At 35.1% G+C, this 22995-nt stretch carries 21 protein-coding genes; 16 read left to right on the plus strand and 5 right to left on the minus strand.

Features of this window, described 5'->3' with window-relative positions; all coding sequences use genetic code 11:
- Positions 1-29 precede the first annotated feature (29 nt).
- Entirely contained in the window at positions 30-227 is a 198-nt protein-coding gene (locus tag NSQ69_RS02405; RefSeq protein WP_002125029.1) for a hypothetical protein, read from the minus strand.
- An 81-nt stretch (positions 228-308) separates the two neighbouring features.
- On the minus strand, positions 309-1712 hold the full coding sequence (locus NSQ69_RS02410) for a sigma-54 interaction domain-containing protein (RefSeq protein WP_002186862.1): 1404 nt from the start codon (positions 1710-1712) through the stop codon (positions 309-311).
- Between the two features lie 301 nt (positions 1713-2013).
- Here NSQ69_RS02410 and NSQ69_RS02415 point away from each other — a divergent pair, with 301 nt between their 5' ends.
- The 3 genes from NSQ69_RS02415 to NSQ69_RS02425 all read left to right on the plus strand — a co-directional run bounded on the left by NSQ69_RS02415 (position 2014) and on the right by NSQ69_RS02425 (position 5166).
- Positions 2014-2268 (plus strand): biotin/lipoyl-containing protein, encoded by a 255-nt coding sequence (locus NSQ69_RS02415; RefSeq protein WP_002010281.1) that lies wholly within the window; start codon positions 2014-2016, stop codon positions 2266-2268.
- 106 nt (positions 2269-2374) lie between these two features.
- Positions 2375-3796, plus strand: coding sequence for an amino acid permease (locus NSQ69_RS02420; RefSeq protein ID WP_002125032.1), 1422 nt, complete (start codon positions 2375-2377; stop codon positions 3794-3796).
- 95 nt (positions 3797-3891) lie between these two features.
- Positions 3892-5166, plus strand: a complete 1275-nt coding sequence (locus NSQ69_RS02425; protein WP_002169222.1) for an acetylornithine deacetylase — start codon at positions 3892-3894, stop codon at positions 5164-5166.
- A 97-nt stretch (positions 5167-5263) separates the two neighbouring features.
- On the opposite strand, the gene NSQ69_RS02430 is transcribed toward NSQ69_RS02425, so the two are convergent.
- Positions 5264-5917: a helix-turn-helix domain-containing protein gene (locus NSQ69_RS02430; RefSeq protein ID WP_002029602.1), complete on the minus strand. Its 654-nt coding sequence runs from the start codon at positions 5915-5917 to the stop codon at positions 5264-5266.
- Between the two features lie 137 nt (positions 5918-6054).
- Between NSQ69_RS02430 and ytaF the strand changes: the two genes are divergently transcribed.
- Positions 6055-6666 carry a sporulation membrane protein YtaF gene (gene ytaF, locus NSQ69_RS02435; RefSeq protein WP_002125037.1) on the plus strand — a complete coding sequence of 204 codons (612 nt, stop codon included), beginning with the start codon at positions 6055-6057 and terminating at the stop codon, positions 6664-6666.
- 162 nt (positions 6667-6828) lie between these two features.
- On the opposite strand, the gene NSQ69_RS02440 is transcribed toward ytaF, so the two are convergent.
- Positions 6829-7173 carry a DUF3969 family protein gene (locus NSQ69_RS02440; RefSeq protein ID WP_002125038.1) on the minus strand — a complete coding sequence of 115 codons (345 nt, stop codon included), beginning with the start codon at positions 7171-7173 and terminating at the stop codon, positions 6829-6831.
- 173 nt (positions 7174-7346) lie between these two features.
- Positions 7347-8276 (minus strand): glutaminase A, encoded by a 930-nt coding sequence (gene glsA / locus NSQ69_RS02445; RefSeq protein WP_002029606.1) that lies wholly within the window; start codon positions 8274-8276, stop codon positions 7347-7349.
- Positions 8277-8600: 324 nt separating this feature from the next.
- Here glsA and nagE point away from each other — a divergent pair, with 324 nt between their 5' ends.
- The 12 genes from nagE (at position 8601) to NSQ69_RS02510 (ending at position 22836) form a co-directional block, all read left to right on the plus strand.
- Entirely contained in the window at positions 8601-10103 is a 1503-nt protein-coding gene (nagE, locus tag NSQ69_RS02455) for an N-acetylglucosamine-specific PTS transporter subunit IIBC (RefSeq protein ID WP_003187209.1), read from the plus strand.
- Between the two features lie 264 nt (positions 10104-10367).
- Entirely contained in the window at positions 10368-11618 is a 1251-nt protein-coding gene (locus tag NSQ69_RS02460; RefSeq protein ID WP_002132176.1) for a serine hydrolase domain-containing protein, read from the plus strand.
- Positions 11619-11958: 340 nt separating this feature from the next.
- Complete coding sequence (locus NSQ69_RS02465; protein ID WP_002125041.1) at positions 11959-12360, plus strand: hypothetical protein; 402 nt, start codon at positions 11959-11961, stop codon at positions 12358-12360.
- Positions 12361-12376: 16 nt separating this feature from the next.
- On the plus strand, positions 12377-12571 hold the full coding sequence (locus tag NSQ69_RS02470) for a hypothetical protein (RefSeq protein ID WP_002029614.1): 195 nt from the start codon (positions 12377-12379) through the stop codon (positions 12569-12571).
- A 13-nt stretch (positions 12572-12584) separates the two neighbouring features.
- Positions 12585-14132 carry a glycosyltransferase family 2 protein gene (locus NSQ69_RS02475; RefSeq protein ID WP_059037362.1) on the plus strand — a complete coding sequence of 516 codons (1548 nt, stop codon included), beginning with the start codon at positions 12585-12587 and terminating at the stop codon, positions 14130-14132.
- A complete protein-coding gene (locus tag NSQ69_RS02480) occupies positions 14122-15366 on the plus strand; it encodes a nucleotide sugar dehydrogenase (protein ID WP_002125044.1) in 1245 nt (414 codons plus the stop codon). The genes NSQ69_RS02475 and NSQ69_RS02480 overlap by 11 nt, the downstream gene beginning before the upstream one ends.
- Entirely contained in the window at positions 15363-16328 is a 966-nt protein-coding gene (locus NSQ69_RS02485) for an NAD-dependent epimerase/dehydratase family protein (protein ID WP_002166985.1), read from the plus strand. Before NSQ69_RS02480 ends, NSQ69_RS02485 begins: the two co-directional genes overlap by 4 nt.
- Positions 16321-17865: a glycosyltransferase family 2 protein gene (locus NSQ69_RS02490; protein ID WP_002166984.1), complete on the plus strand. Its 1545-nt coding sequence runs from the start codon at positions 16321-16323 to the stop codon at positions 17863-17865. Before NSQ69_RS02485 ends, NSQ69_RS02490 begins: the two co-directional genes overlap by 8 nt.
- Complete coding sequence (locus NSQ69_RS02495; RefSeq protein ID WP_002125049.1) at positions 17837-18055, plus strand: hypothetical protein; 219 nt, start codon at positions 17837-17839, stop codon at positions 18053-18055. Before NSQ69_RS02490 ends, NSQ69_RS02495 begins: the two co-directional genes overlap by 29 nt.
- A gap of 152 nt (positions 18056-18207) precedes the next feature.
- The gene (gene pflB / locus NSQ69_RS02500; RefSeq protein ID WP_016121417.1) at positions 18208-20457 is read left to right on the plus strand and encodes a formate C-acetyltransferase; all 2250 of its coding nucleotides are present in this window, start codon (positions 18208-18210) and stop codon (positions 20455-20457) included.
- Between the two features lie 69 nt (positions 20458-20526).
- Complete coding sequence (gene pflA / locus NSQ69_RS02505) at positions 20527-21258, plus strand: pyruvate formate-lyase-activating protein (protein ID WP_002010313.1); 732 nt, start codon at positions 20527-20529, stop codon at positions 21256-21258.
- 411 nt (positions 21259-21669) lie between these two features.
- Positions 21670-22836: a diglucosyl diacylglycerol synthase gene (locus NSQ69_RS02510; protein ID WP_341098905.1), complete on the plus strand. Its 1167-nt coding sequence runs from the start codon at positions 21670-21672 to the stop codon at positions 22834-22836.
- The last annotated feature ends 159 nt before the right edge of the window (positions 22837-22995 follow it).

A 22995-nucleotide genomic window follows, 5' to 3' on the forward strand; every position in this document is an offset into this window, starting at 1 on the left:
ATAAGGCTCGATTTTTTTGCACTCTGAAATTAAGAAGATTTCTCTTTCTTCATACGTAGCTTCAAATTCCAAAAAGCAGCAAGCATAATAGCTGCAAAGGAGCCGCTAATTGTGCCTAAGAGCTTTGCATGAGGAAAGCTGCTCATATCAATGAATAGTATTATACATAGAATGGTAGGGAAAAGACCTAAGTAGTGTAATAACTTCAACTTCTTATCATTACTCATATACATTGCCCCTTTCTAGCATATTATACGTTTATTATAACATATTTTACCAGTTTCTTTACGCTTGGAGAAAGATTCATTTCATATGTGTAAGTGCAATTTTTTAATTCGATATTGTAAGTTTTGTCTACTCAATCCTAAAAATTTTGCGGCTTGTGAGATATTACCTTTATTTTCTTTAAGAATTTGATGGATATATTTCTTTTCCACTTCTTCGATTATACGTTTTAAAGTTTGTGGCGTATCAGTATTGTGACTAGTTAGCGGAGTCTGCATATTCAGTTCCTTTTTTGCTAGTTCGCGAAAGTGCGTTGGCATATGGAACGCTGTAATGATATCTTCATCTTCTATTAAGTTCATGGAGCCTTCAATTATATGTTCTAGTTCTCTCACATTACCAGGCCAATCGTATTTATAGAAGAAGTTATTTACGTTTAAATCTACATCTTTTACGCTAAGATCAAATTGGATATTGTATTTTTCAATAAAGTGTTGAACAAGATATGCAATATCTTCTTTTCGTTCCCGTAAAGGTGGAAGACATAAAGTAACAACGCTTAATCGGTAATATAAGTCTTGTCTTAATCGATTGTGTGCTATGGCTTCAAGAGGATCTTCATTAATAGTTGCTATAATACGAACATCAATTTCTTTTTCTTGTGTGCCTCCGATTCTTCGTATTGTTTTTTCTTGTATAGCCCGCAGCAATTTAGCTTGAAGTGCTGGGCTTAATGAGTTGATTTCATCTAATAACAAAGTTCCCCCATTTGCCTCTTCAAATAAACCAGGTTTATCTATTGCTCCTGTAAAAGCACCTCGATTTGTACCAAATAGTAAACTTTCCATTAAGGTTTCTGGTATAGCGGCACAGTTTTGCGAAATAAATGGTTTTGTTGAACGCTGGCTTTCATTATGGATGCTTTGCGCAAATAGCTCTTTACCGGTCCCTGTTTCCCCGATGATAAGTATGGAGGATGGCGTACGTATTACTCTCTTTGCTTCTGTAATGACCGATTGAATAGCTCTAGAATCACCAATTATGTGATCAAAGGTAAACTTAGTATTTTGTTTTCGAGAAAGGTTCGTTTTCATTGTTTGCTTTAAATGACTAATCTCTTTTGAAATTTCAATAGCGCCTTTAATTTTTCCATTTTCTATTATAGGAAAAGTATCGTTAATCGTCGTAATCTCTTGTCCTTTATTGTTAAAATACGTTTGTTTTATATTTTTGTTTGTTTTTCCAAGTTTTAAAGCCTCTATAAGAGTACTATTTTTATTTTCTTCAAATGCAAATACTTCTAAAGGATTTTTATCTAGCACATCTAAGCGATCCATTGATTCAATTTCCATCATTTTACGGTTATAGATAATCGTTTTACTTTCCTCATTAATAATATGGATCCCAATATCTAGTTCATTGAGTAAAGTTTCGTATAGCACATTCATTTCAATAATCTTTTTAAAATTGATTTCTTCTGTATGCATGTATTATCTTCTCCTCGTTATACCCTATGAAGACTGACTTTTTATAATTTTATTAAAATTCTCATAAAATCGCAAAATTTTTTTGCTATTTTCTCTTAAAAATTTTCAAATGATAGAAAATTTTTGCGGTTATGCAGATTTTTTTCGTAAGAAATACTAATTTTACATAGGTATTGAGGTTGGTACGTATTTTGCATGAATAGTAGTTAAGATCTCTAAATTTAAAGAGTAGGGGGATTATGAATCTTTATAGTGTATGCAACGTTTCAGTTTCAATTAATAAGAGGGAGGAATTTATAAAGTGAAGACGGTTATAGAAGGCGTGTATAGTCCTTGTTACGGGAAAGTAGAGAAATTATTTGTTACTGAAAGTTCTTACGTATATGAGTGGGAAAAATTAGCGTTAATTGAAACAATAGATAAGCAGCAGGTGGAAATTAAAGTGGGAATCAGTGGTTATATCGAATCATTAGAAGTGGTAGAAGGACAAGCTATCGCTGATCAAAAACTATTAATAACAGTGAGGGATGACCTTTTAATAACAGGTAGTGATTAATATAAGTAGTATGTATTTTTGCTCTTTTAAATAATTATTTTTACTATGAAGAATTTTAAAAACGCTTACATTAAATGGGTTTGCAAAGTGAAAAGGGGGGATTTATATGATGGATCAAAACCAGGGATTAAAAAGAGAATTGAAAAGTCGGCACATATTTATGATTGCACTCGGAGGGGTTATTGGTACTGGGCTTTTTTTAGGATCCAGTTATACAATTCATGAAGCTGGACCTGGAGGAGCGATTGTAGCGTATCTTGTCGGTGGATTTGTTATGTATTTAACGATGCTCTGTCTTGGAGAGTTAGCGGTTGCGATGCCTGATGCAGGATCGTATCAAACATATGCTACAAAACATATTTCACCTGCAGCGGGTTATGTAGTGGGATGGATGTCGTGGCTAAACTGGACGGCTACGATAGGCATTGAATTAATTGCAGTTAGTATATTAATGAAACGTTGGTTTCCAGATGTATCATCATGGATTTGGTGCGTAGTGTTTGCCGTATTGCTCTTTGTTATTAATGCGTTATCTTCAAGAAGTTTTGCGGAGGTTGAATTCTGGTTTGCAAGTATTAAAGTAATTACAATTATTGCATTTATCATTTTGGGCGGGGCAGCAATGTTTGGTTTTTTAGATATGAAAGGAAATGAACCAGCGCCGATGTTTTCTAGCTTTACTGATTATGGTGGATTGTTCCCAAATGGGTTATCAGCCATTTTAATTACGATGATTGCAGTTAATTTTTCCTTCCAAGGAACAGAACTAGTTGGTATTGCAGCTGGTGAGAGTGAAAATCCAGAGAAAACTATCCCAAAGGCAATTAATAATACAGTTTGGCGCATACTTATTTTCTTTGTACTATCTATTTTTATTCTTGCGGGACTATTTCCTTGGCAGCAAGCAGGAGTGATAGAAAGTCCATTCGTAGTTGTATTTGATAAAATTGGTATTCCTTATGCGGCTGATATTATAAATTTCGTTATTATTACAGCTGTACTATCAGTTGCGAATTCAGGATTATATGCAACTTCCCGTATGCTATGGTCTATGTCTAATCAAGGAATGATTAGCCCGATTTTTGGTAAGTTATCTAAAAACGGTGTTCCTATTTATGCATTGATTGTAAGTACGTTTGTAGGGTGTCTCTCATTACTATCAGGTATTTATGCGGAAGATACAGTTTATTTATGGCTTCTTTCTATTGCTGGGTTTGGAGCGATATTAGTTTGGGCATCTATTGCTTTATCTAACCTATTAGCTAGAAGGACATACGTGAAGCAAGGGGGAGATATTAAGGATTTGAAATTTAAAACACCACTGTATCCATTTGTTCCAATTCTTGCTTTAGTGTTAAATTTAACAGTAATTGTAGCTATGGCTTTTATTCCAGAACAAAGAATGGCATTGTATTGTGGTATTCCATTTATGATTGTTTGTTTACTGTTTTATCGTGCTACTAGAAATAAGAGAAGTAAAGTAGAACATACTGAAAAGACAAATACAACCGAATTAGAAAGTTTATAATAGTGATTAATTTGGAGACTGTAAGATTGTAAACAGTCTCTTTTTTTGTAAAAATAAAGCTGGAAACATACTACGTATGCAAAGGGGAATTAGCAATGAATCGAGAAGTTTCACAGCTATTAGAACAGATTGATTTACGAAAAGAGGAGCTACTAGAACTTACAAAAACTTTAATTCGTTTTGAAACACCAGCACCACCAGCAAGAAATACAAATGGGGCGCAAGAATTTGTAGCGGAGTTTCTAAAAAAACGAAATTTTAGTATTGATAAATGGGATGTATATCCAAATGATCCGAATGTTGTTGGAGTGAAAAAGGGGACAGCAAGTGAGTCACATAAAAGTCTCATTATTAATGGACATATAGATGTTGCAGAAGTATCAAAGGACGAACCGTGGGAAACAAAGCCGTTTGAGCCGTTTATAAAAGATGGTTGGTTAGTTGGGAGAGGCGCGGCAGATATGAAAGGTGGACTAGCTGGAGCCTTATTTGCTATTCAGCTTTTAGAAGAAGTGGGGATTGAATTACCTGGAGATTTAATTTTTCAATCGGTAATTGGCGAAGAAGTAGGAGAAGCAGGGACACTTCAATGTTGTAAGCGTGGTTATGATGCTGATTTTGCAGTAGTAGTTGATACAAGTAATTTACATATGCAAGGGCAGGGCGGCGTAATTACTGGATGGATTACAGTGAAAAGCCCGCAAACGTTTCATGATGCAACACGTAGACAAATGATCCATGCTGGAGGACGTCTATTTGGAGCGAGTGCGATTGAGAAAATGATGAAGATTGTCCAAAGCTTACAAGAATTAGAGCGTCATTGGGCAGTCATGAAAACATATGAAGGCTATCCATCTGGAACAACAACAATTAATCCAGCTGTTATTGAAGGAGGACGTCATGCGGCATTTATTGCGGATGAGTGCCGATTGTGGATAACCGTACATTTTTATCCAAATGAAACGCATGAACAAATAATAGAAGAAATAGAAGAGTATTTAGGAAAAGTGGCAGCAGCAGATCCATGGTTAAGAGAGAACCCACCACAATTTAAGTGGGGCGGAGAATCAATGATTGTGGATCGTGGCGAAATTTTTCCTTCTTTAGAAGTAGATAGCGAACATGTTGCTGTCAAAACGCTAAGTTCAGTACATGAATCTATTTTATCTAAAAATGCAATTTTAGATATGTCAGCAACGGTAACTGATGGCGGATGGTTTAGTGAGTTTAACATTCCAGCTGTTATTTACGGACCAGGTACATTAGAAGAAGCTCATTCAATAAATGAGAAAGTTGAAGTTGAGCAGTTAATTGAATTTACAAAAGTAATAACAGCGTTCATATATGAATGGTGTCATACAAAAAAATAGATTAGTATATTGAAATTGTACAGGTATGTACTTGTACGCTTTTTTAGTGAACTATTTCAGAGTTGAACATAAACAACTGAAATAGTTCTTTATTTTTCTATGTTTTTCGTTTTATTTCAATTAATTTCTCTTTAGCTAATTCAACGGCAATCGCATCATCTAAATAGCCGATTGGAAAAAGATAATCGGGGATAATGTCTGTTGATAAAATGAAATATAGTAAGGCACCCCCAATAATTGCACGCTCTTCGGTTGAAATGGTTTCTGTACAAAATTGTTGGTACATATTTGTTAATTGCTCAATGAAAGGACCAGCACTATCAATTTGTTCTATTTTACTTTTGAAACTCTCGTGAATACGTTTTTCGCCTTCAGTAGTTTGAGCATAGCGCTCGTAATTTTCAAGTTCTTGTTTTACACGAGTTGTTGTGTATTCGAAGTCGAATAGGTTAGAGGATTGTAATGTTTGTTGAATTGTATCGAGAGATGTGTACATATCTGCTTTTTCCTTATTTATGTGTGGAGAGTTAGGGTACATTTCATCAAGTAATAATTGCGGTGGAACTTGTAGACAGTTTGCGAATTTTTGTAAATGGTTTTGCTTCGGTTGTTGTTTGCCATTAATTATTCTTGAAATTGTTGCAGGATCAATATTTGTAAGTGTTCCTAGTTGGCGCATAGATAGAGCACGCTCCTTTAACAGTTTCTTTATTAATTTACCGAGCCGCTCATTTGGATTTCCATTGGGCATAATGTAGGCACTCCTTTTCTATTGTCTATCGTTGAAAAAATGTTGAGCATTTATTACAAGTATATGAAACAGACAGGCACAGTTGCTCAACATTTTCATAATATGCAACGAAAAGTGAGAAAAGGGGTGACTGTACGATGAGTACGGCAGGTTTATTTTCAATTTTTTTAATCGGGATTGCGTCTAATTTAGATAATGCAGGTGTTGGGATTGCATATGGCATTCGTAAAATTCGAATTTCGTGGCTTAACAATTTTATCATCGCATTTTTTGGATTTTTATTTACTTTACTAGCTGGATTTTTTGGGAATTGGATCGCATTATTTATTTCAGAGTTCACAGCAAACATTATTGGAGCAGTCGTTTTAGGAATAATCGGGGTGTTTATTTTATGTCAGCCTTTCTTGAGTCAAAAAGATACCGTAGAATCTAAAGATAGTAGTGTACTTATGGGGGTTTTACGTGATCCAGAAAAAGCAGATTTTGATGGTTCTAAAACAATTAGTTTTTCTGAAGCAATTGTTTTAGGAGTTGCATTGTCCATAAACAATATTGCAGGTGGATTTGATGCTGGAGTAACAAATTTAAATCTTTGGCTTACGGCATGTATTTCTGGAGTTTTTAGTTTTATTTGTATTAGTGGTTTTACGTATGTTGGTAAAAGATTTTTAGCTGAATACTTAGGGAAATGGGCAACTATAATTGCAGGTGTGTTATTAATTCTTATTGGAATTGATCAATTGTTGTAAGAAGGATAGGGAAAACAGTATTCGAGTATTTCCTTGGAAATACACTAAAAAATTGCATATATCGACGTGAAATCTTTTCACGGTAATGAAAGATTGTAAGTATTATACAAATCTTTGGTGTAAAAAGGTTTAAAAAAGTAAAAGCACCTGCATAGGTGCTTTTTAGCGTATATCTTCAATTAGTTGTGCACATTCTTCATCATGCATACTGTACTCACTTAAAACTTGAATACAAAGCCATTTCAGTTCTTCAATACTATGCTCAAGTTCTTCGGGAAGTACATGGTAAATGTCTTCAAGTCCCATTCCGAAATGAATAAGTTCTAATACTTGATCATCGATGTTCCGATCCATTAATAGTTCAAGCACTTCTAAATTGAATATGTATCGGTGAGATTCATCGAGTGAAACAACTTTTAGTTTCAAACTTTCTACAATACTCAATATAAAAAGAAGAATTGTTTTTTCGAGAACAGGTTGTTTCTCCATTTGAAATATGAGTTTCATCTTTTACACCTCCACATACAGCGCTAGGTTGTACTATATTATTCAGGAGGGGGGAGCAAATATGCATAATAAAGAGAACTTTTATTACTGTTTTTTGAATTGTGTTGATGCCTAGTAGAACGGATTTTTTGTGAAATAAAAAATCCTGCCAATATAGCAGGATAACTTCTAAATTAAAACATACTCCAACCTTCTTGGGCAGAAAGTAATTCAAGAATTTTAAAACCAGCGATACTATTTCCGTTTGCATCTAAAGCTGGTCCGAAAATACCGATTCCCATTTCGCCTTTTACGCAGCCGAAAATGCCGCCCGCTACACCACTTTTTGCAGGGATTCCAACACGAATTGCAAATTCACCAGATTCATTATACATCCCGCAAGTAACCATAAATGTTTTACAAATTTTCGTAATATGTTTAGGGATGATCTGTTTCTTTTTATAAGGATCATATCCATCCATTGCAAAGATTAAACCAATACGTGCTAGGTCGATACAGTTAACCTCAATTGCACATTGACGCGTATATAAATCCATAAGTTCTTCAATATCGTTATCGATGATGCCATTTTGTTTCATATAGTAACAAAGAGAACGGTTTAAGTAAGCTGTTTCTAATTCAGAAGTGGCAACTTTAGAAGAATAACTAATAGTAGGATTGTCTGTTATATCACGCACAAATTGAAGAATGCGTTCCATCTTCTCCTCGTTATCATTACCAGCTAGCATACTTGTAATAGCTAATGCACCCGCATTAATCATTGGATTAAGAGGCTTGGAAGAACTTGTTGTTTCAAGCTTAATAATAGAATTAAATGGGTCACCAGTTGGTTCCATTCCAACTTTAGAAAATACATATTCTTCACCACGGTCTAAAAGGGCAAGAGCAAGTGTAATTACTTTAGAAATACTTTGAAGAGTAAATAGTGTTTGTGAGTTACCAGCATGGATATATTCTGTTTCTTTATGGAAAATGGCAATCCCTAGATCATTTGGGTTTGCATTTCCTAGTTCGGGGATATAAGTAGCAAGTTTTCCTTTTTTCGTATATGGTTTTACTTGTTCTAACAACTGCTGTAAGTTGTTTGTTTCAATGCACTGCATAGTACCAACGCTCCTATTTCGAATTAGCTAAGTTTACTTTTCCCGATATGCTCGGAAATAAATAATAACATGAAAAAGTGGAATGATAAAACGAAAGTTGAATGTTCTATAGTGAGTCTTCAGTTTCGATTATTCCGTGTTATAAAAGGAAAATTTTCCTTTTATATAACAGTTTGGAAATAGGAGATTTATCCATAAAAAGTTCGGAAATAAAAACTACACATCTATACAACTATATGTTATTATGGTTATGTAAATAGAAAGCGTTTTCTAAAGCGTACTTATAATGATAACGATTTCATAAATTTGATAGGGGGAATTAAGATGTTGCAGTTTTTACAACGTATTGGTAAAGCGTTAATGCTTCCAATCGCCGTACTACCAGCAGCAGGATTATTGCTTCGTTTAGGGCAACCAGATGTATTTAATATTCCTGTTATGGCACAGGCCGGCGCAGCGGTTTTTGATAATTTAGCACTTATTTTTGCAATTGGTATTGCAATCGGTCTTTCAGTTGATGGTAGTGGTGCAGCAGGTCTTGCAGGTGCAATTGGTTATCTAGTTATGAAAAACAGTATTGATGCACTTAGTAAGGGATATTCTACTGCAGAATTACAAGATAAATTAGGTAAAGTCCAAGATTTAATAGGAAATAGCGCAAATGTAGATCCATCTAAGCTTGCAGATACAATGACACAAGTATCTAAGGCAGCCGAATTATCGACTAAAGTGGATATGAAAGTTTTAGGTGGTATTATTGTCGGTGTTATAGCAGGATTCCTTTATAATAAATTCCATAAAATTAAACTTCCAGAATGGTTAGGTTTCTTTGCTGGAAAACGTTTTGTTCCGATTGTTACATCGGTTGTAATGCTAATATTAGGAATTCTATTCGCACAAATTTGGCCAGCAATTCAAAATGGTATCGATGCATTAGCTCATGGAATTGTTAATTTAGGTGCAGTTGGTTCAGGTCTATTTGGTTTATTAAACCGTCTATTAATCCCAATTGGTTTACACCATGTAATGAACACATATTTCTGGTTCGTATTTGGTGACTTTACAAATGCAGCAGGTAATGTTGTAAATGGTGATATCGCTCGCTTCCTTGCAGGGGATAAAACAGCAGGTATGTTTATGACTGGTTTCTTCCCAGTTATGATGTTCGGTTTACCAGCAGCATGTTTTGCAATGATTGCAGCTGCTAAACCAGAAAAACGTAAAATGGTTACAGGTATGTTAGGTGGCCTAGCATTAACTTCATTCTTAACTGGTATTACAGAACCTATTGAATTCTCATTCATGTTCTTATCACCATTATTATATGGTATTCATGCCGTGTTAACAGGTATATCTTTATTCGTAACAACATCACTTGGCATTCACGATGGTTTCACATTTAGTGCCGGTGCAATTGATTACTTCTTAAACTTTGGTATTGCAACAAAACCAGTGTTACTAGCAGGAATCGGTTTAATTTACGCAGCAATTTACTTCGTAGTATTCTACTTCTTAATTAAGAAGTTCGACTTAAAAACTCCTGGTCGTGAAGATGACGATGAGTTAGCTGAAGAGGGTGATGCACCAGTTGCAGGTTCAATTGGTGAAACTTACGTAGCAGCTTTAGGCGGAAAAGAAAACTTAACAGTTATTGATAACTGTGCAACGCGTTTACGCTTACAAGTGAAAGATGCAGGTTTAGTAAATGAACCAGCATTAAAACGCGCAGGTGCAAAAGGCGTTATGAAATTAAGTAACACAAGTGTACAAGTTATCGTAGGTACAAATGTTGAATCTGTTGCCGATGATATGAAAAAACACGTATAAATAGTTAGATAAGAGGATATCCAAAAAGATTGATAACACCAGTCTTTTACAGGATATCCTCTTTTATTATGTTGAAATTTTAAAGGGAATCTTACTTTTGTAAATTTTCTTTTTCTTTTTTATACATATAGGTTGGTAATATGTTCAGCGCATGATAAAGTAGGGATGACATAGAATGGAATGTCTATAATCTACTGAAATGATTTGGAGAAAGTCTTGTGTAGATGAATTAAATTATCGGTAAATAAGGGGAAAAAGGTAATCATGGATCAGGAAAAAAATACTGTTAATGGGAAAGTACGTCGTCCGATTGTATACATAAAAAGAACAATCATTCTCGTCCTACTATTTTCACTTGTATATTTCATGTATACAAAAATTGTTGCGCATAATAAAAAAGAAGAAACTTTAAAAGCAGCAGCAGAAATGAAGAAGCGAGAAGAGATAAAAAAGATAGAAGAAGTGAAAAGGCAAGAAGCTGAAAAACAAAGAAAACAAAAAGAACAGGAAGAACAGATAAAACAGGCGCAAGTTATAGAGAAACCTGCTGAAGGACCGCCTCAAGAAATTAATGAAAACGCTCAATTGGATCAATATTTACAGAGCATGGGATTTAGTGGGACAGCTGTTATTGTGAAGAATGGGAAAGTTCTTGTGAATAAAGGATACGGCATGGCTAATAAAGAGAAGCAAGTGCCGAATAATTCAGAGACGACCTTTTATATTGGTTCTATTTCAAAAGCATTTGTGGCGACTGCTATTATGCAATTAAAAGATCAAAATAAGTTACAAGTAGAGGATACAGTTGCAAAGTATATTCCAGACTTTCCTCAAGGTAATAGCATTCAGTTAAAACATCTATTAACACATACATCAGGCATTCCGGAATATGAGCAGGGAAAAGAAGATATTTCTCATGAAGAGTTGATAAAACGAATAGGAAACCAAAAGCGTATTGCAGGACCAGGAGAGAAATGGAAGTATTCAGATTCGAACTACTCTATACTTGCTTACATTGCTGAGAAGGTAAGTGGACAACCATTAGAAGAATATATTAAACAACATATTTTTGCTACTGCTGGTATGAAGCATTCTGGTTTCGGTAAAGCGTTAGAGCAAACAAGGTTTCCATCGACAGGTTATAAAATAGTGAATAATAACATGACAACACCTAACATTCCGAGCATGTCACAACTATATGGTTGCGGTGATATATATACAAGCGCGCATGATTTATATTTATTTAATGAAGCACTCTTTTCTGGAAAATTAATTTCAAAAGAGAGTTATGATCAAATGTTTACAGCTGTGAAAAAGGATTACGGATTTGGCTGGTATGTAGATCCAGGAAGCTATTCAAATCACGGTGTAATGCCAGGTTGGAATTGCTTAAATGGTTTTAGTAAAAATGGTAGTGTATATGTGGTTTTATTATCTAACATTCAAAATAACATTAAATCATTTGGTAAAGTGAATAACGACATTTATACGATGTTGCGGAATATTGAAGTGTAAGAGGCTATCCTTTTGGATAGTCTTTTTTGTATTGAGGAAATATATGTGCGGTTCGATGATGAAATAAATGGAAAATGGGAGGTTTATGAGTATACATAAGCATCATGCACGCAATGCGAAACGAATTTTGTGTATTACGGCGTAGCTGCCATTGTGACAATTGAAAATTAATATATATATAAAGACAGATGGGAAACTATCGATCTTTTTTTATGCTCTGAAACAATTATTTCTTTTAGAAAATGTATGCCTTACCTATCACAAAAAAAGTCTGCTTTGTATAAATTAAGATGTATGGATGTAAATTTTTATACTTTAAAAATAATAGGAGGAGAAGCATATGTGTCTGTTCAGAAAATATTGGCATAAATTATCCAGACTGTTTAATAGACAATTAGGCTATTTTTTAGATGACAAGTTACTGCCTGCTGTGGAACGACTTTTATTTTCACAAAACTTTGCGAGATTTATTCAAAGAAATTCTAAGCAAGCTACGGAAGAGTTTATAGAATCAAGTCAATTTCAATCTATTATTTGTAACATTTTAAAAGAATGCAATACATCACCTTTTAAGGAAATTGCAAAGCAATATTTAGGTAAAAACGTAGAAATTACTGTGACAGTTGGACAGTTAATAGGTGTTATTGTAGCAGTTGGTGACGATTTCTTAACGCTGCAAGAAGGAATAGGAACTGAAGTTTTATTACCATTTACAAGTATTATATCAATGAAAGAAGTGTAAGAAAGGAGACTTATATATGTTATTTACTGATGAATTGCGTAACCATGTTGGTGAATTAGTGCAAGTTGTGACAGCTGTTGAAATTGTTGCAGGTATTCTTTTATCTGTTACGGACGGGGCAGTAAGTGTTCGTACATCTCCTTCTTATGGACCACCTGAAGATGTACTTGTGCGTATTCCTATTATTGCTTATGTTCGCTTGGAAGGGTAAGAGTGATACAAGTATGAGAATATCAGTTGTTATTCCAGCGCATAATGAAGCAAGTACTTTATCACAAGTTTTAGTAGAAGTGGAGAAGCTGAAGCCGTATGAAATTATTGTAGTAGATAATGGATCGACAGATGGAACGAATGAAGTCGCATTACAGCATAGTTGCCATGTAATTTATTATAAACATTCTCTTGGTAATGATGTAGGAAGGGCAATTGGAGCTAGAGAAGCAAAAGGTGAAATTGTATTGTTTTTAGATGGTGACATCGTTATTGAGAGTAAAGAGCTACAACGTTTCGTGAAAGGAGTTCAGCAAGGGCACCAAATTGTTGTGAATAATTTAACATGGTCTGTTTATTTAAAGATGAGACCACACTATACGACAGTTGGAAAATTCATGTTGAATCGTTATTTGAATAAAAAAGAGCTTGTTGTTGGTTCTTTAATCGCAATTCCACATGCGATGAATCGGGATGTTATTGAGAATCTTGGGTGGTGGAATTTAGCAGATCCAGCACTATTTCAAGCGATGGCGATGTCTAGAGGAGTAGATATTGCCGATATGGCTTCGGTCGATGTAATTCACACGAATAAGGTTCGTCCTGTGCATACGGGTACATCACCTGGTTCTCCTTATCCGAAGGCGACTAGTCGTATTATGGGTGATCATTTGTGTGCTTTGCAATACGCAATCGAAACATATGGTAAACGTGGCGGTTTTTCGGAGGGAAACAGGGATAGAGAGTTTATAGGGAAGTATAAACCAGTTTTATTACAAAAGGAAAAAGCGAAATACAGTGCTATTATACCCGTATCAGAAGAAAAAATGACTATAAGATCTGTCATACAGGAAGTGAAAAAGGCAGGTGTAGATGAAATTATAGTTGTTGCGAATGGAGCAGATGCCGAGACAATTAAACAAGCAAAGCTAGAGAATGTTATTGTAGTTGAATTCGCGAAGGCACTTGGACATAATGTAGCACGAGCGATAGGGGCTATGCATGCTACGGCAGATATTTGTTTATTTGTTGATGGTGATTTTGCTATTCCGGCAAAAAAGCTAATTTCATTTTTGCATGCTATTGAAGACGGAAATGATGTGGCGTTAAATGATTTGCAATGTTTGTTAGATATGTTTCACCCGGCAGATCCAATTAGTATGGGGAAATATTTCGTGAATTTGGTAGCGAAACGACCAGATTTATGGAACAACTCATTAACGGCAGTGCCACATGCTATGCATAAAAAGGTAATAGAGAAAATTGGATATGATTCCCTTATCATTCCACCATTAGCTCAAATGAAAGCTATTTTAGAAGAATGCTCTATTACAGCAGTGGAATTTGTAGATGTTATAAAAACAAATCGAGTACGTCCAGAGCAACATGGGTTTGTAAATGGAAGAATTCCTGCATTCGATCGTATTTTCGGTGATCAGCTTGAGGCGATTGCTTATTTATTACAACATACGAATGGGCGCGGGAGTTTTACAGACGGAGAAAGGGATAGAGATATAATACTACAATTGAGAAGGGAAGAAGAGAATATAGATGAGTGCTAGTAGTAAAGTCACCATTATTGGATTAGGATATGTTGGCCTTCCTTTAGCGGTCCTTTTTGCAGAAAGAGGACATGCTGTACTTGGATTAGATAAAGATACTAGGAAGATAGAATCAATAATTAAAGGAGAAAGTTATATTCCTGATGTTTCTTCTAACGTATTACAAAATTTATTGAACGAGAGAAAATTAATAGTAAATACACCAGATAAAGGTGTTGCGGAGTTCCAAAATAGTGAGTATGTTATTGTGACTGTGCCAACGCCAATTAATGAGAATAAAGAACCCGATTTAAGTGCACTCGTTTCAGCCTCCCATTATATACAACAACACCTTCAAGAAGGACAAACCTTCATTTTTGAAAGCTCCACATATCCAGGTACACTGGAGGAAGTTATCATTCCGATTATTTCTCAAACAGGTAAAAAGGTAGGAGAAGATTATTATATTGGGTATTCTCCAGAGCGAATTGATCCAGCGAATAGCCAGTATTCAGTTGAAACAATTCCAAAAGTTATTAGTGGACAAACCGAGCAGTGTAAACAAAAAGTACAGGATTTGTATAGCACTATATTTGATGTAGTCGTTCCAGTTCGCTCTCCGAAAGTGGCCGAGATGTGTAAGCTATTTGAAAATATTCAGCGCTTAGTTAATATTTCATTAGTAAATGAGTTAAATATACTTTGTGAAAGTTTGAATATTAATTTTTATGAGGTGCTTGAAGCGGCATCTACAAAACCGTTTGGATTTACTCCGTATTGGCCAGGACCAGGAATAGGAGGACACTGTATTCCGGTAGATCCTTTATATTTTCAATGGAGAATAAGAAAGGCTGGAGTAATTAGTCAATTAATTGAGGCAGCACATGTAATTAATGAAGAAATGCCAGCGAAAATAATCGGGAAAGTAAAAGGTGTGGTGCAATCACCCGCAACGGTTTTAATAGTAGGGATTGCATATAAGAAAGATGTAAATGATTTGAGAGAATCACCGGCGTTGCCAATTATTCAATTATTAATAAAAGAAGGATACAAGATAGAATATCATGATCCGTATATTTCTACAGCGAAAATTGGAGATACACTATATCAATCTGTTCCATTAGATGAACAAAGAATTAAACAAGCAGATTGTATTTTAATTGTAACGGATCACTCTAGTATCGATTGGAATCTTTTTAAAGGGATTGAGCGATTAATAGATACACGTGGAATCGTAAAGAAGGTGAGTGTATGAGTGAAAAATGTTTAATTACAGGTGGAGCAGGATTTATTGGTTCGCATTTAGCTGAAGAGTTGGTGAAAAGAGGTTATGAAGTTACTATTGTGGATAACTTCTATAAAGGAAAAAATAAATATCATAATGAGTTAATGAAAGAGCTCCGGGTTATTCCAATAAGCGTTTTAGATAAAAATTCAATTTATGAATTAGTGAATCAACATGATGTGGTGTTTCATTTAGCTGCAATTTTGGGAGTCAAAACTACAATGGAAAAAAGTGTAGAGCTTATTGAAACAAATTTCGATGGAACGAGAAATATTTTACAAGCAGCGTTAAAAGGGAAGAAGAAAGTAGTATTTGCATCTACTTCTGAAGTATATGGAAAGGGAGAGCCGCCATTCTCTGAAGAAGGAGATCGTTTATACGGTGCAACTTCCAAAATACGTTGGAGTTATGCAATTTGTAAAACGTTAGAGGAAACATTATGTTTAGGGTACGCATTAGAAGGTTTACCTGTAACGATTGTTCGTTATTTTAATATTTATGGTCCAAGAGCGAAAGATGGTCCGTACGCAGGAGTAATTCCACGATTTATTCGTGCGGCTTTGCAAGGTGACGATATTCTCGTGTATGGAGATGGAAAGCAGACACGCTGCTTTACGTATGTAAGTGATGCGGTCGAGGCAACAATTCGTGCAATGGATGAGAAGGTAAATGGTGAAATTATTAATATAGGTTCTGAGAATGAAAAAAATATAAGGGTAGTAGCGGAAGATATAAAAAAATTAACGAAGTCTATTTCCAAAATTGTGCACGTTCCATTTGAGAAAGTATATCCACATGGATTTGAAGAGATTCCAAATAGAAGACCAGACGTAACGAAATTAAGAGAACTTGTTCAGTTTCAAGCGAAAGTAACGTGGGAACAAGGATTGAAAGAAACTATTAAATGGTTTCGTGAAGAAAACAATGGCTAAGTCGTTATCAGTTATTATTCCCGTATGTAATGAAGTGGATACGATTTCAGATGTGGTTCAATCGGTAAAACCATTGAATCCAGTAGAGATTATTGTAGTAGCAAATGGTTGTAATGATGGTACAGAAGCGATTGCTGAGAGCTTAGGATGTACAGTAATCCAGCATAAAGAGTCACTTGGTAACGACGTTGGACGCGCAGTTGGTGCAAAACATGCGATAGGTGATGTATTACTGTTTGTAGATGGAGATTTTGCTATTCAAACTTCAAAATTACAATTATTCCTTAATCCGATTTTACATGATCAGGCGGACATCGTTTTAAATAATTTGGACGCATTATTTTTAAAGAAACAAAAACCGCACTCCGTGACAGTATGGCGCCAAATATTAAATGCAATGTTAGAGCGTGAAGAATTAAAAATTGATTCTTTATTATCTGTACCTCATGCGCTGACGAAGGAAGTTGTGCAAAGTATTGGAGACGAATGTTTTGTTAATCCTATTGTGGCTCATCTACGCCTAGCACAAAGTAAATGGAGAATTAGTCGTCATTGTGCAATTGACGTTATTACGCCAAATAAATTTCGTCCATTCGAGCATGCTGCATATGGCACGGATCTTTCTCAATCTGAAAAACGAATGATAGGTGATCATATAGAAGCTGTAGCAGAGCGGATATTAGGCAGCGATGGGCGCGGAGGATATTATGATGGAAATAGGAAAAGAGAGAGTGTCTATCATACTCTAAATTTTGAAGATTTTTATCAAGGATGGGGCGTTACATCTAATTTGTATAAAGGAGAGCAATTATCGGTAATTATTCCTGTGCAAAATGAAGAGAAAACAATTGGAAACGTTATAGAAGAGCTTCGCAAAATTGAACCTTTTGAAATCATCGTTGTTGTAAATGGTTCGTCCGATAAAACGGCAACAATTGCAAAAGACAAGGGAGCAACAACAATTGTGTATAAAGAAGCACTTGGAAACGATGTGGGGCGTTCGCTTGGAACTTATTTTGCAAAAGGAGAAATTGTTTTATTTATAGACGGTGACTTTGTTATTCCAGCTAGTGAGCTATATCCCTTTGCAAAAGCTATTGCAGATGGAACGGATGTCGCATTAAATGATTTAAATCATTATTTAGATTTGAGAGTACCACTTCATCTTGTAACAGCATTTAAATATGCATTAAATTTAGCTTGTGATAGAAAAGATTTAGGAGTAGGCTCTCTTATTGCTGTACCTAATGCGTTTAGTCGTACTTGTTTGAAGGAAATAGGGTATAAATCATTATTGTCACCTTGTGTAGCACAAGTGAAAGCTGTACTTTCAGGTTTTGAAATCGCTTGTGTAAGTCGTGTCGATGTTGATAAGATGAACCGTATTCGTCCCAGTGAACATTTCGCAAAAATAGGTCATCCTCCAGCTGTCCTTCGAATTATTGGTGATCATATAGAAGGATTAGAGCAATTAATTGCATTAACAAACAGTCGTGGTGGATTTTACGATGGAAATAGAAAAAGAGATGTTTTATAGTGGTAACAAAAAAAGTGTACAACGTATGTACACTTTTTTGCTCTGTTATAAAAACTATAACAGATTAGGAGATAAGAGTATTACAGCTCTACAATGGGTATCGTTCTTATATTACAAAATAGGACTCGTATATAAGAATACCAAAAAAATACAATTAAAGAAAGGGTTAATTCTAAAGAGTTTTATATGAGGTTAACACTATGTATGTGGTAGTTTGCTCAATATTTCACAAACATGTCACAACTATTTCGTCCACTTCCGAAAAAAAGTAGTATTCTAAGTGTGTAAGCTGTTATATAAAAAAACGTAGTCCTGTACTAATCAAAAATGGAGGAGATTAGGATGACTCAAGTATTAGAAAATGTAAAAAGCGCGTGGGAAAACTTTAAAGGTGAAAAATGGAAAGCAGAGATTGATGTTCGCGATTTCATTTTAAATAATGTAAACGTTTACGAGGGAGAAGACTCTTTCTTAGCGGAAGCAACTGAAGCAACGAAACAACTTTGGGATCAAGTAATGGATTTAACAACAAAGGAACGTGAAAACGGTGGCGTTCTTGATATGGATACAAAAATTGTTTCTTCTATTACATCACATGAACCAGGATATTTAAATAAAGATATTGAAAAAGTGGTCGGTTTCCAAACTGATAAACCATTTAAACGTTCTTTACAACCATATGGTGGTATTCGTATGGCAGAACAAGCTTGTGAAGCGTATGGATATGAAATGGATAAAGAACTTAGCAAGATTTTCAGAGACTGGCGTAAAACTCATAATCAAGGTGTATTTGATGCATACACACCAGAAATGAAAGCGGCTCGTAAATCAGGTGTTATTACTGGTCTTCCAGATGCGTATGGACGTGGACGTATTATCGGTGACTATCGCCGCGTAGCGCTATATGGTATAGATCATTTAATTGAAGCGAAAAAAGCTGATTATAATTTAACTGGCGGTGTAATGAGCGAAGATACAATGCGTTTACGTGAAGAATTATCTGAGCAAATGCGTGCACTTCAAGAGTTAAAACAGATGGCTGCTTCTCATGGATTCGATATTTCTAAGCCAGCTACAAATGCACAAGAGGCCTTCCAATGGTTATACTTTGCTTATCTTGCAGCAATTAAAGAGCAAAACGGGGCAGCAATGAGCCTTGGACGTACCTCTACATTCTTAGATGTTTACATTGAAAGAGATTTAGTAAATGGTACTTTAACAGAAGAAAAAGCACAAGAAATTGTTGACCATTTCATTATGAAATTACGTCTTGTGAAATTTGCAAGAACACCTGATTATAATGAACTATTCTCTGGAGATCCAACTTGGGTAACTGAATCTATCGGTGGTATGGCGTTAGACGGTCGTCCGTTAGTAACAAAAAACTCATTCCGTTTCTTGCATACATTAGATAATTTAGGACCAGCACCAGAACCAAACTTAACAGTTCTTTGGTCTAAACAATTACCAGAGAACTTTAAAAACTACTGTGCAAAAATGTCTATTAAAACATCAGCAATTCAATACGAAAATGATGACATTATGCGTGCTGACTACGGTGATGACTACGGTATTGCTTGTTGTGTATCAGCAATGAGAATTGGTAAACAAATGCAGTTCTTCGGAGCACGTGCAAACTTAGCGAAAGCATTACTATATGCGGTTAACGGTGGTAAAGATGAAAAGTCAAAAGCACAAGTTGGTCCTGAATACGCACCAATTACTTCTGAAGTATTAGATTATGAAGAAGTTATGCGTAAATTCGATATGACAATGGAATGGTTAGCTGGTCTATACTTAAATACATTAAATGTAATTCACTATATGCACGATAAATATAGCTATGAACGTATTGAAATGGCACTTCACGATACAAATGTTCTTCGTACAATGGCAACAGGTATCGCTGGATTATCTGTAGTAGCAGACTCTTTAAGTGCAATTAAATATGCACAAGTAAAACCAATTCGTGATGAAAATGGTATTGCAGTTGATTTCGAAATTGAGGGAGATTTCCCTAAATACGGTAACAATGATGATCGTGTAGATGAAATCGCAGTAAATCTTGTGAAAACATTTATGAACAAGATTCGCAAACATAAAACATACCGTAATTCTGTTCATACAATGTCAATCTTAACAATCACATCTAACGTTGTATACGGTAAGAAAACTGGTAACACTCCAGATGGACGTCGTACTGGAGAACCATTTGCACCGGGCGCAAACCCAATGCATGGCCGTGATACAAAAGGTGCATTAGCATCATTATTATCTGTAGCTAAATTACCATATGAAGATGCACAAGATGGTATTTCAAATACATTCTCTATTATTCCAAAAGCACTTGGTAAAGAAGATGATGTACAAGTACGCAACTTAGTATCTATGCTTGATGGATATGCAATAAAAGAAGGACACCACTTAAATATTAACGTATTTAACCGTGAAACATTAATGGATGCAATGGAGCATCCTGAAAAATATCCACAATTAACAATTCGTGTATCTGGTTACGCTGTTAACTTTATTAAATTAACTCGTGAACAACAAATTGATGTAATAAACCGTACAATGCATGAAAGCATGTAAGTGAAAAAAGTGTCCCTCCGCTTTTAATATATAGCGGAGGGAGGCTGTTTCAATAAAGGAGGAAGTAACATGGTAAAAGGAAGAATACATTCTGTAGAGTCTTGTGGTACTGTTGATGGCCCAGGGATTCGTTATGTCATATTTACACAAGGGTGTTTATTACGTTGTCAATATTGTCATAATGCTGATACATGGGAAATCGGTAAAGGTAAAGAAATAACAGTTGAAGAAGTGATGCAGGATGTGACATGTTACCTTCCATTTATTGAAGCTTCTGGAGGCGGTATAACAGTTAGCGGTGGAGAGCCACTATTACAGCTAGACTTCTTAACCCAGTTGTTTAAAAAGTGCAAAGAAGCTGGTATCCATACAACAATCGATTCTTCTGGCGGTTGTTATTCTGAAGAACCAGAATTCCAAAATAAGCTAGATATTTTAATGGAGTATACAGATTTAGTTTTATTGGATTTGAAGCATATTGATTCAAAGAAACATCGTAAATTAACAGGGAAACCAAATGAACACATTTTACAATTTGCTCGTTATTTATCGGATAGAAAGAAACCAATTTGGGTAAGACATGTATTGGTTCCCGGTGTTACCGATGGTGAAGAGGATTTGCAAAAATTATCAAACTTTATTCAAAGTCTATCTAATGTTAAGAAAGTGGAAGTGCTGCCATATCATAAGCTCGGTGTTTATAAATGGGAGGCACTTGGACATAAGTATCCACTTGCGGATGTGAATCCACCGACAGAAGAAAATGTTGAACATGCAAAACATATTTTACAAGCAGTCTAACCTAAACATTTGGTTAGGCTTTTTGTTTCTTCATAATAAAATCTAGAGTATATATTTAGAAAAGAGTATACTGAAAAGGGAATATCCATATTTTTGTAAAGAATAAGCGGAGAAATTTACATAATTGTAAAGGGAAATCAAAATAGTAAAAAGAATTAAGAAGTAAAAGAGTGAGTATTATGGAATATAGAACATTTGTAAGTTATTGCGAAAGCTCTTATAGGAAAGTATAATGTAAAGATATGAGCACAGATAGGATTAAGGGGTCAATCTTATATGCTTTGCATATCCACGACAGATACATAGCTAACAGGAAAGTATTAGAATCCGAGTATGTAGTTTTTAAGGAAAATGTTTTTCCTATTGTCGTATATGCAATATGGAGAAACAAAAAGCTAGGAGTGGATTTGTTTGATAAAAAACCCCAAGGTTTTAATATTAACTGCACATTACGGTAACGGTCATGTGCAAGTGGCAAAAACATTAGAACAAACATTTCGCCAAAAAGGAATCGAAGATGTAATTGTATGCGACTTGTTTGGAGAATCACATCCAGTTATAACCGATATTACAAAATATTTATATTTAAAAAGCTATACGGTAGGAAAAGAATTATATCGTTTGTTTTATTATGGTGTAGAGAAAATTTATGATAAAAAAATAGCATCTTGGTATGCGAATTTTGGGAGAAAGCGTTTGAAGACGCTATTACAGGTGGAGAAACCGGATATTATTATTAATACCTTTCCAATCATCGCTGTACCAGAATTGAAAAAGCAAATAGGTATTTCTATTCCTGTTTATAACGTATTAACGGATTTTTGCGTGCATAAAATATGGATCCATCGAGAAGTAGATCGTTATTTTGTAGCAACCGATCATGTGAAAAAAGTGATGGTTGATATCGGTGTACCTGCAGAACAAATTGTTGAAACAGGGATTCCGATTCGTAGCAGTTTTGAGCTAAAGATAAATCCAGCAATTATATATAATAAATATCAGTTATGTAAGGATAAAAAGATGTTACTAATTGTAGCAGGTGCTCATGGTGTGCTAGGGAGTGTAAAAGAGCTATGCCAGTCATTTATGTCAGTACCAAACTTACAAGTAGTTGTCGTTTGTGGGAAAAACGAAGCTTTAAAGCAGGATTTAATGGAACTACAGGAACAAGGTTCTGATGCTTTAAAAGTATTTGGTTATGTTGAAAACATTGATGAATTGTTCCGTGTTACTTCTTGTATGATTACGAAGCCAGGTGGTATTACATTAAGCGAAGCAGCTGCATTACAAGTACCTGTCATTTTATATAAACCTGTCCCAGGACAAGAGAATGAAAATGCGTTGTATTTTGAAAAAAAAGGGGCTGCAGTTGTAATTCGTGATGATAGTGAAGTTTTTGCAAAAACAGAGGCGTTATTACAAGATGATATGAAGCTTCTTCAGATGAAAGAAGCAATGAAAAGTATTTATCGTCCTGAGCCAGCTGGTCATATTGTGGATACAATTTTGGCAGAAAATCATGCAGAGCCGAATCATATACCTATTAAATCACCAGTTCTTGCCGAATCTTTTACTTAATATGAAACCCTCTTTTAAGCATTTAAAGAGGGTTTTTTTATTGTTGTAAAAAAAATAAACGTGAATTATTAACTTATCCCGCTATTTGTGGGCAGTAAGACCCCTACCTCAAAATTCAGCGAAAGCAAAGAAGTTAGGTGGGGATTAACTGCCCGCAAA

Source organism: Bacillus sp. FSL R10-2201 (assembly GCF_038008665.1).
GTDB classification, from domain to species: domain Bacteria; phylum Bacillota; class Bacilli; order Bacillales; family Bacillaceae_G; genus Bacillus_A; species Bacillus_A mycoides.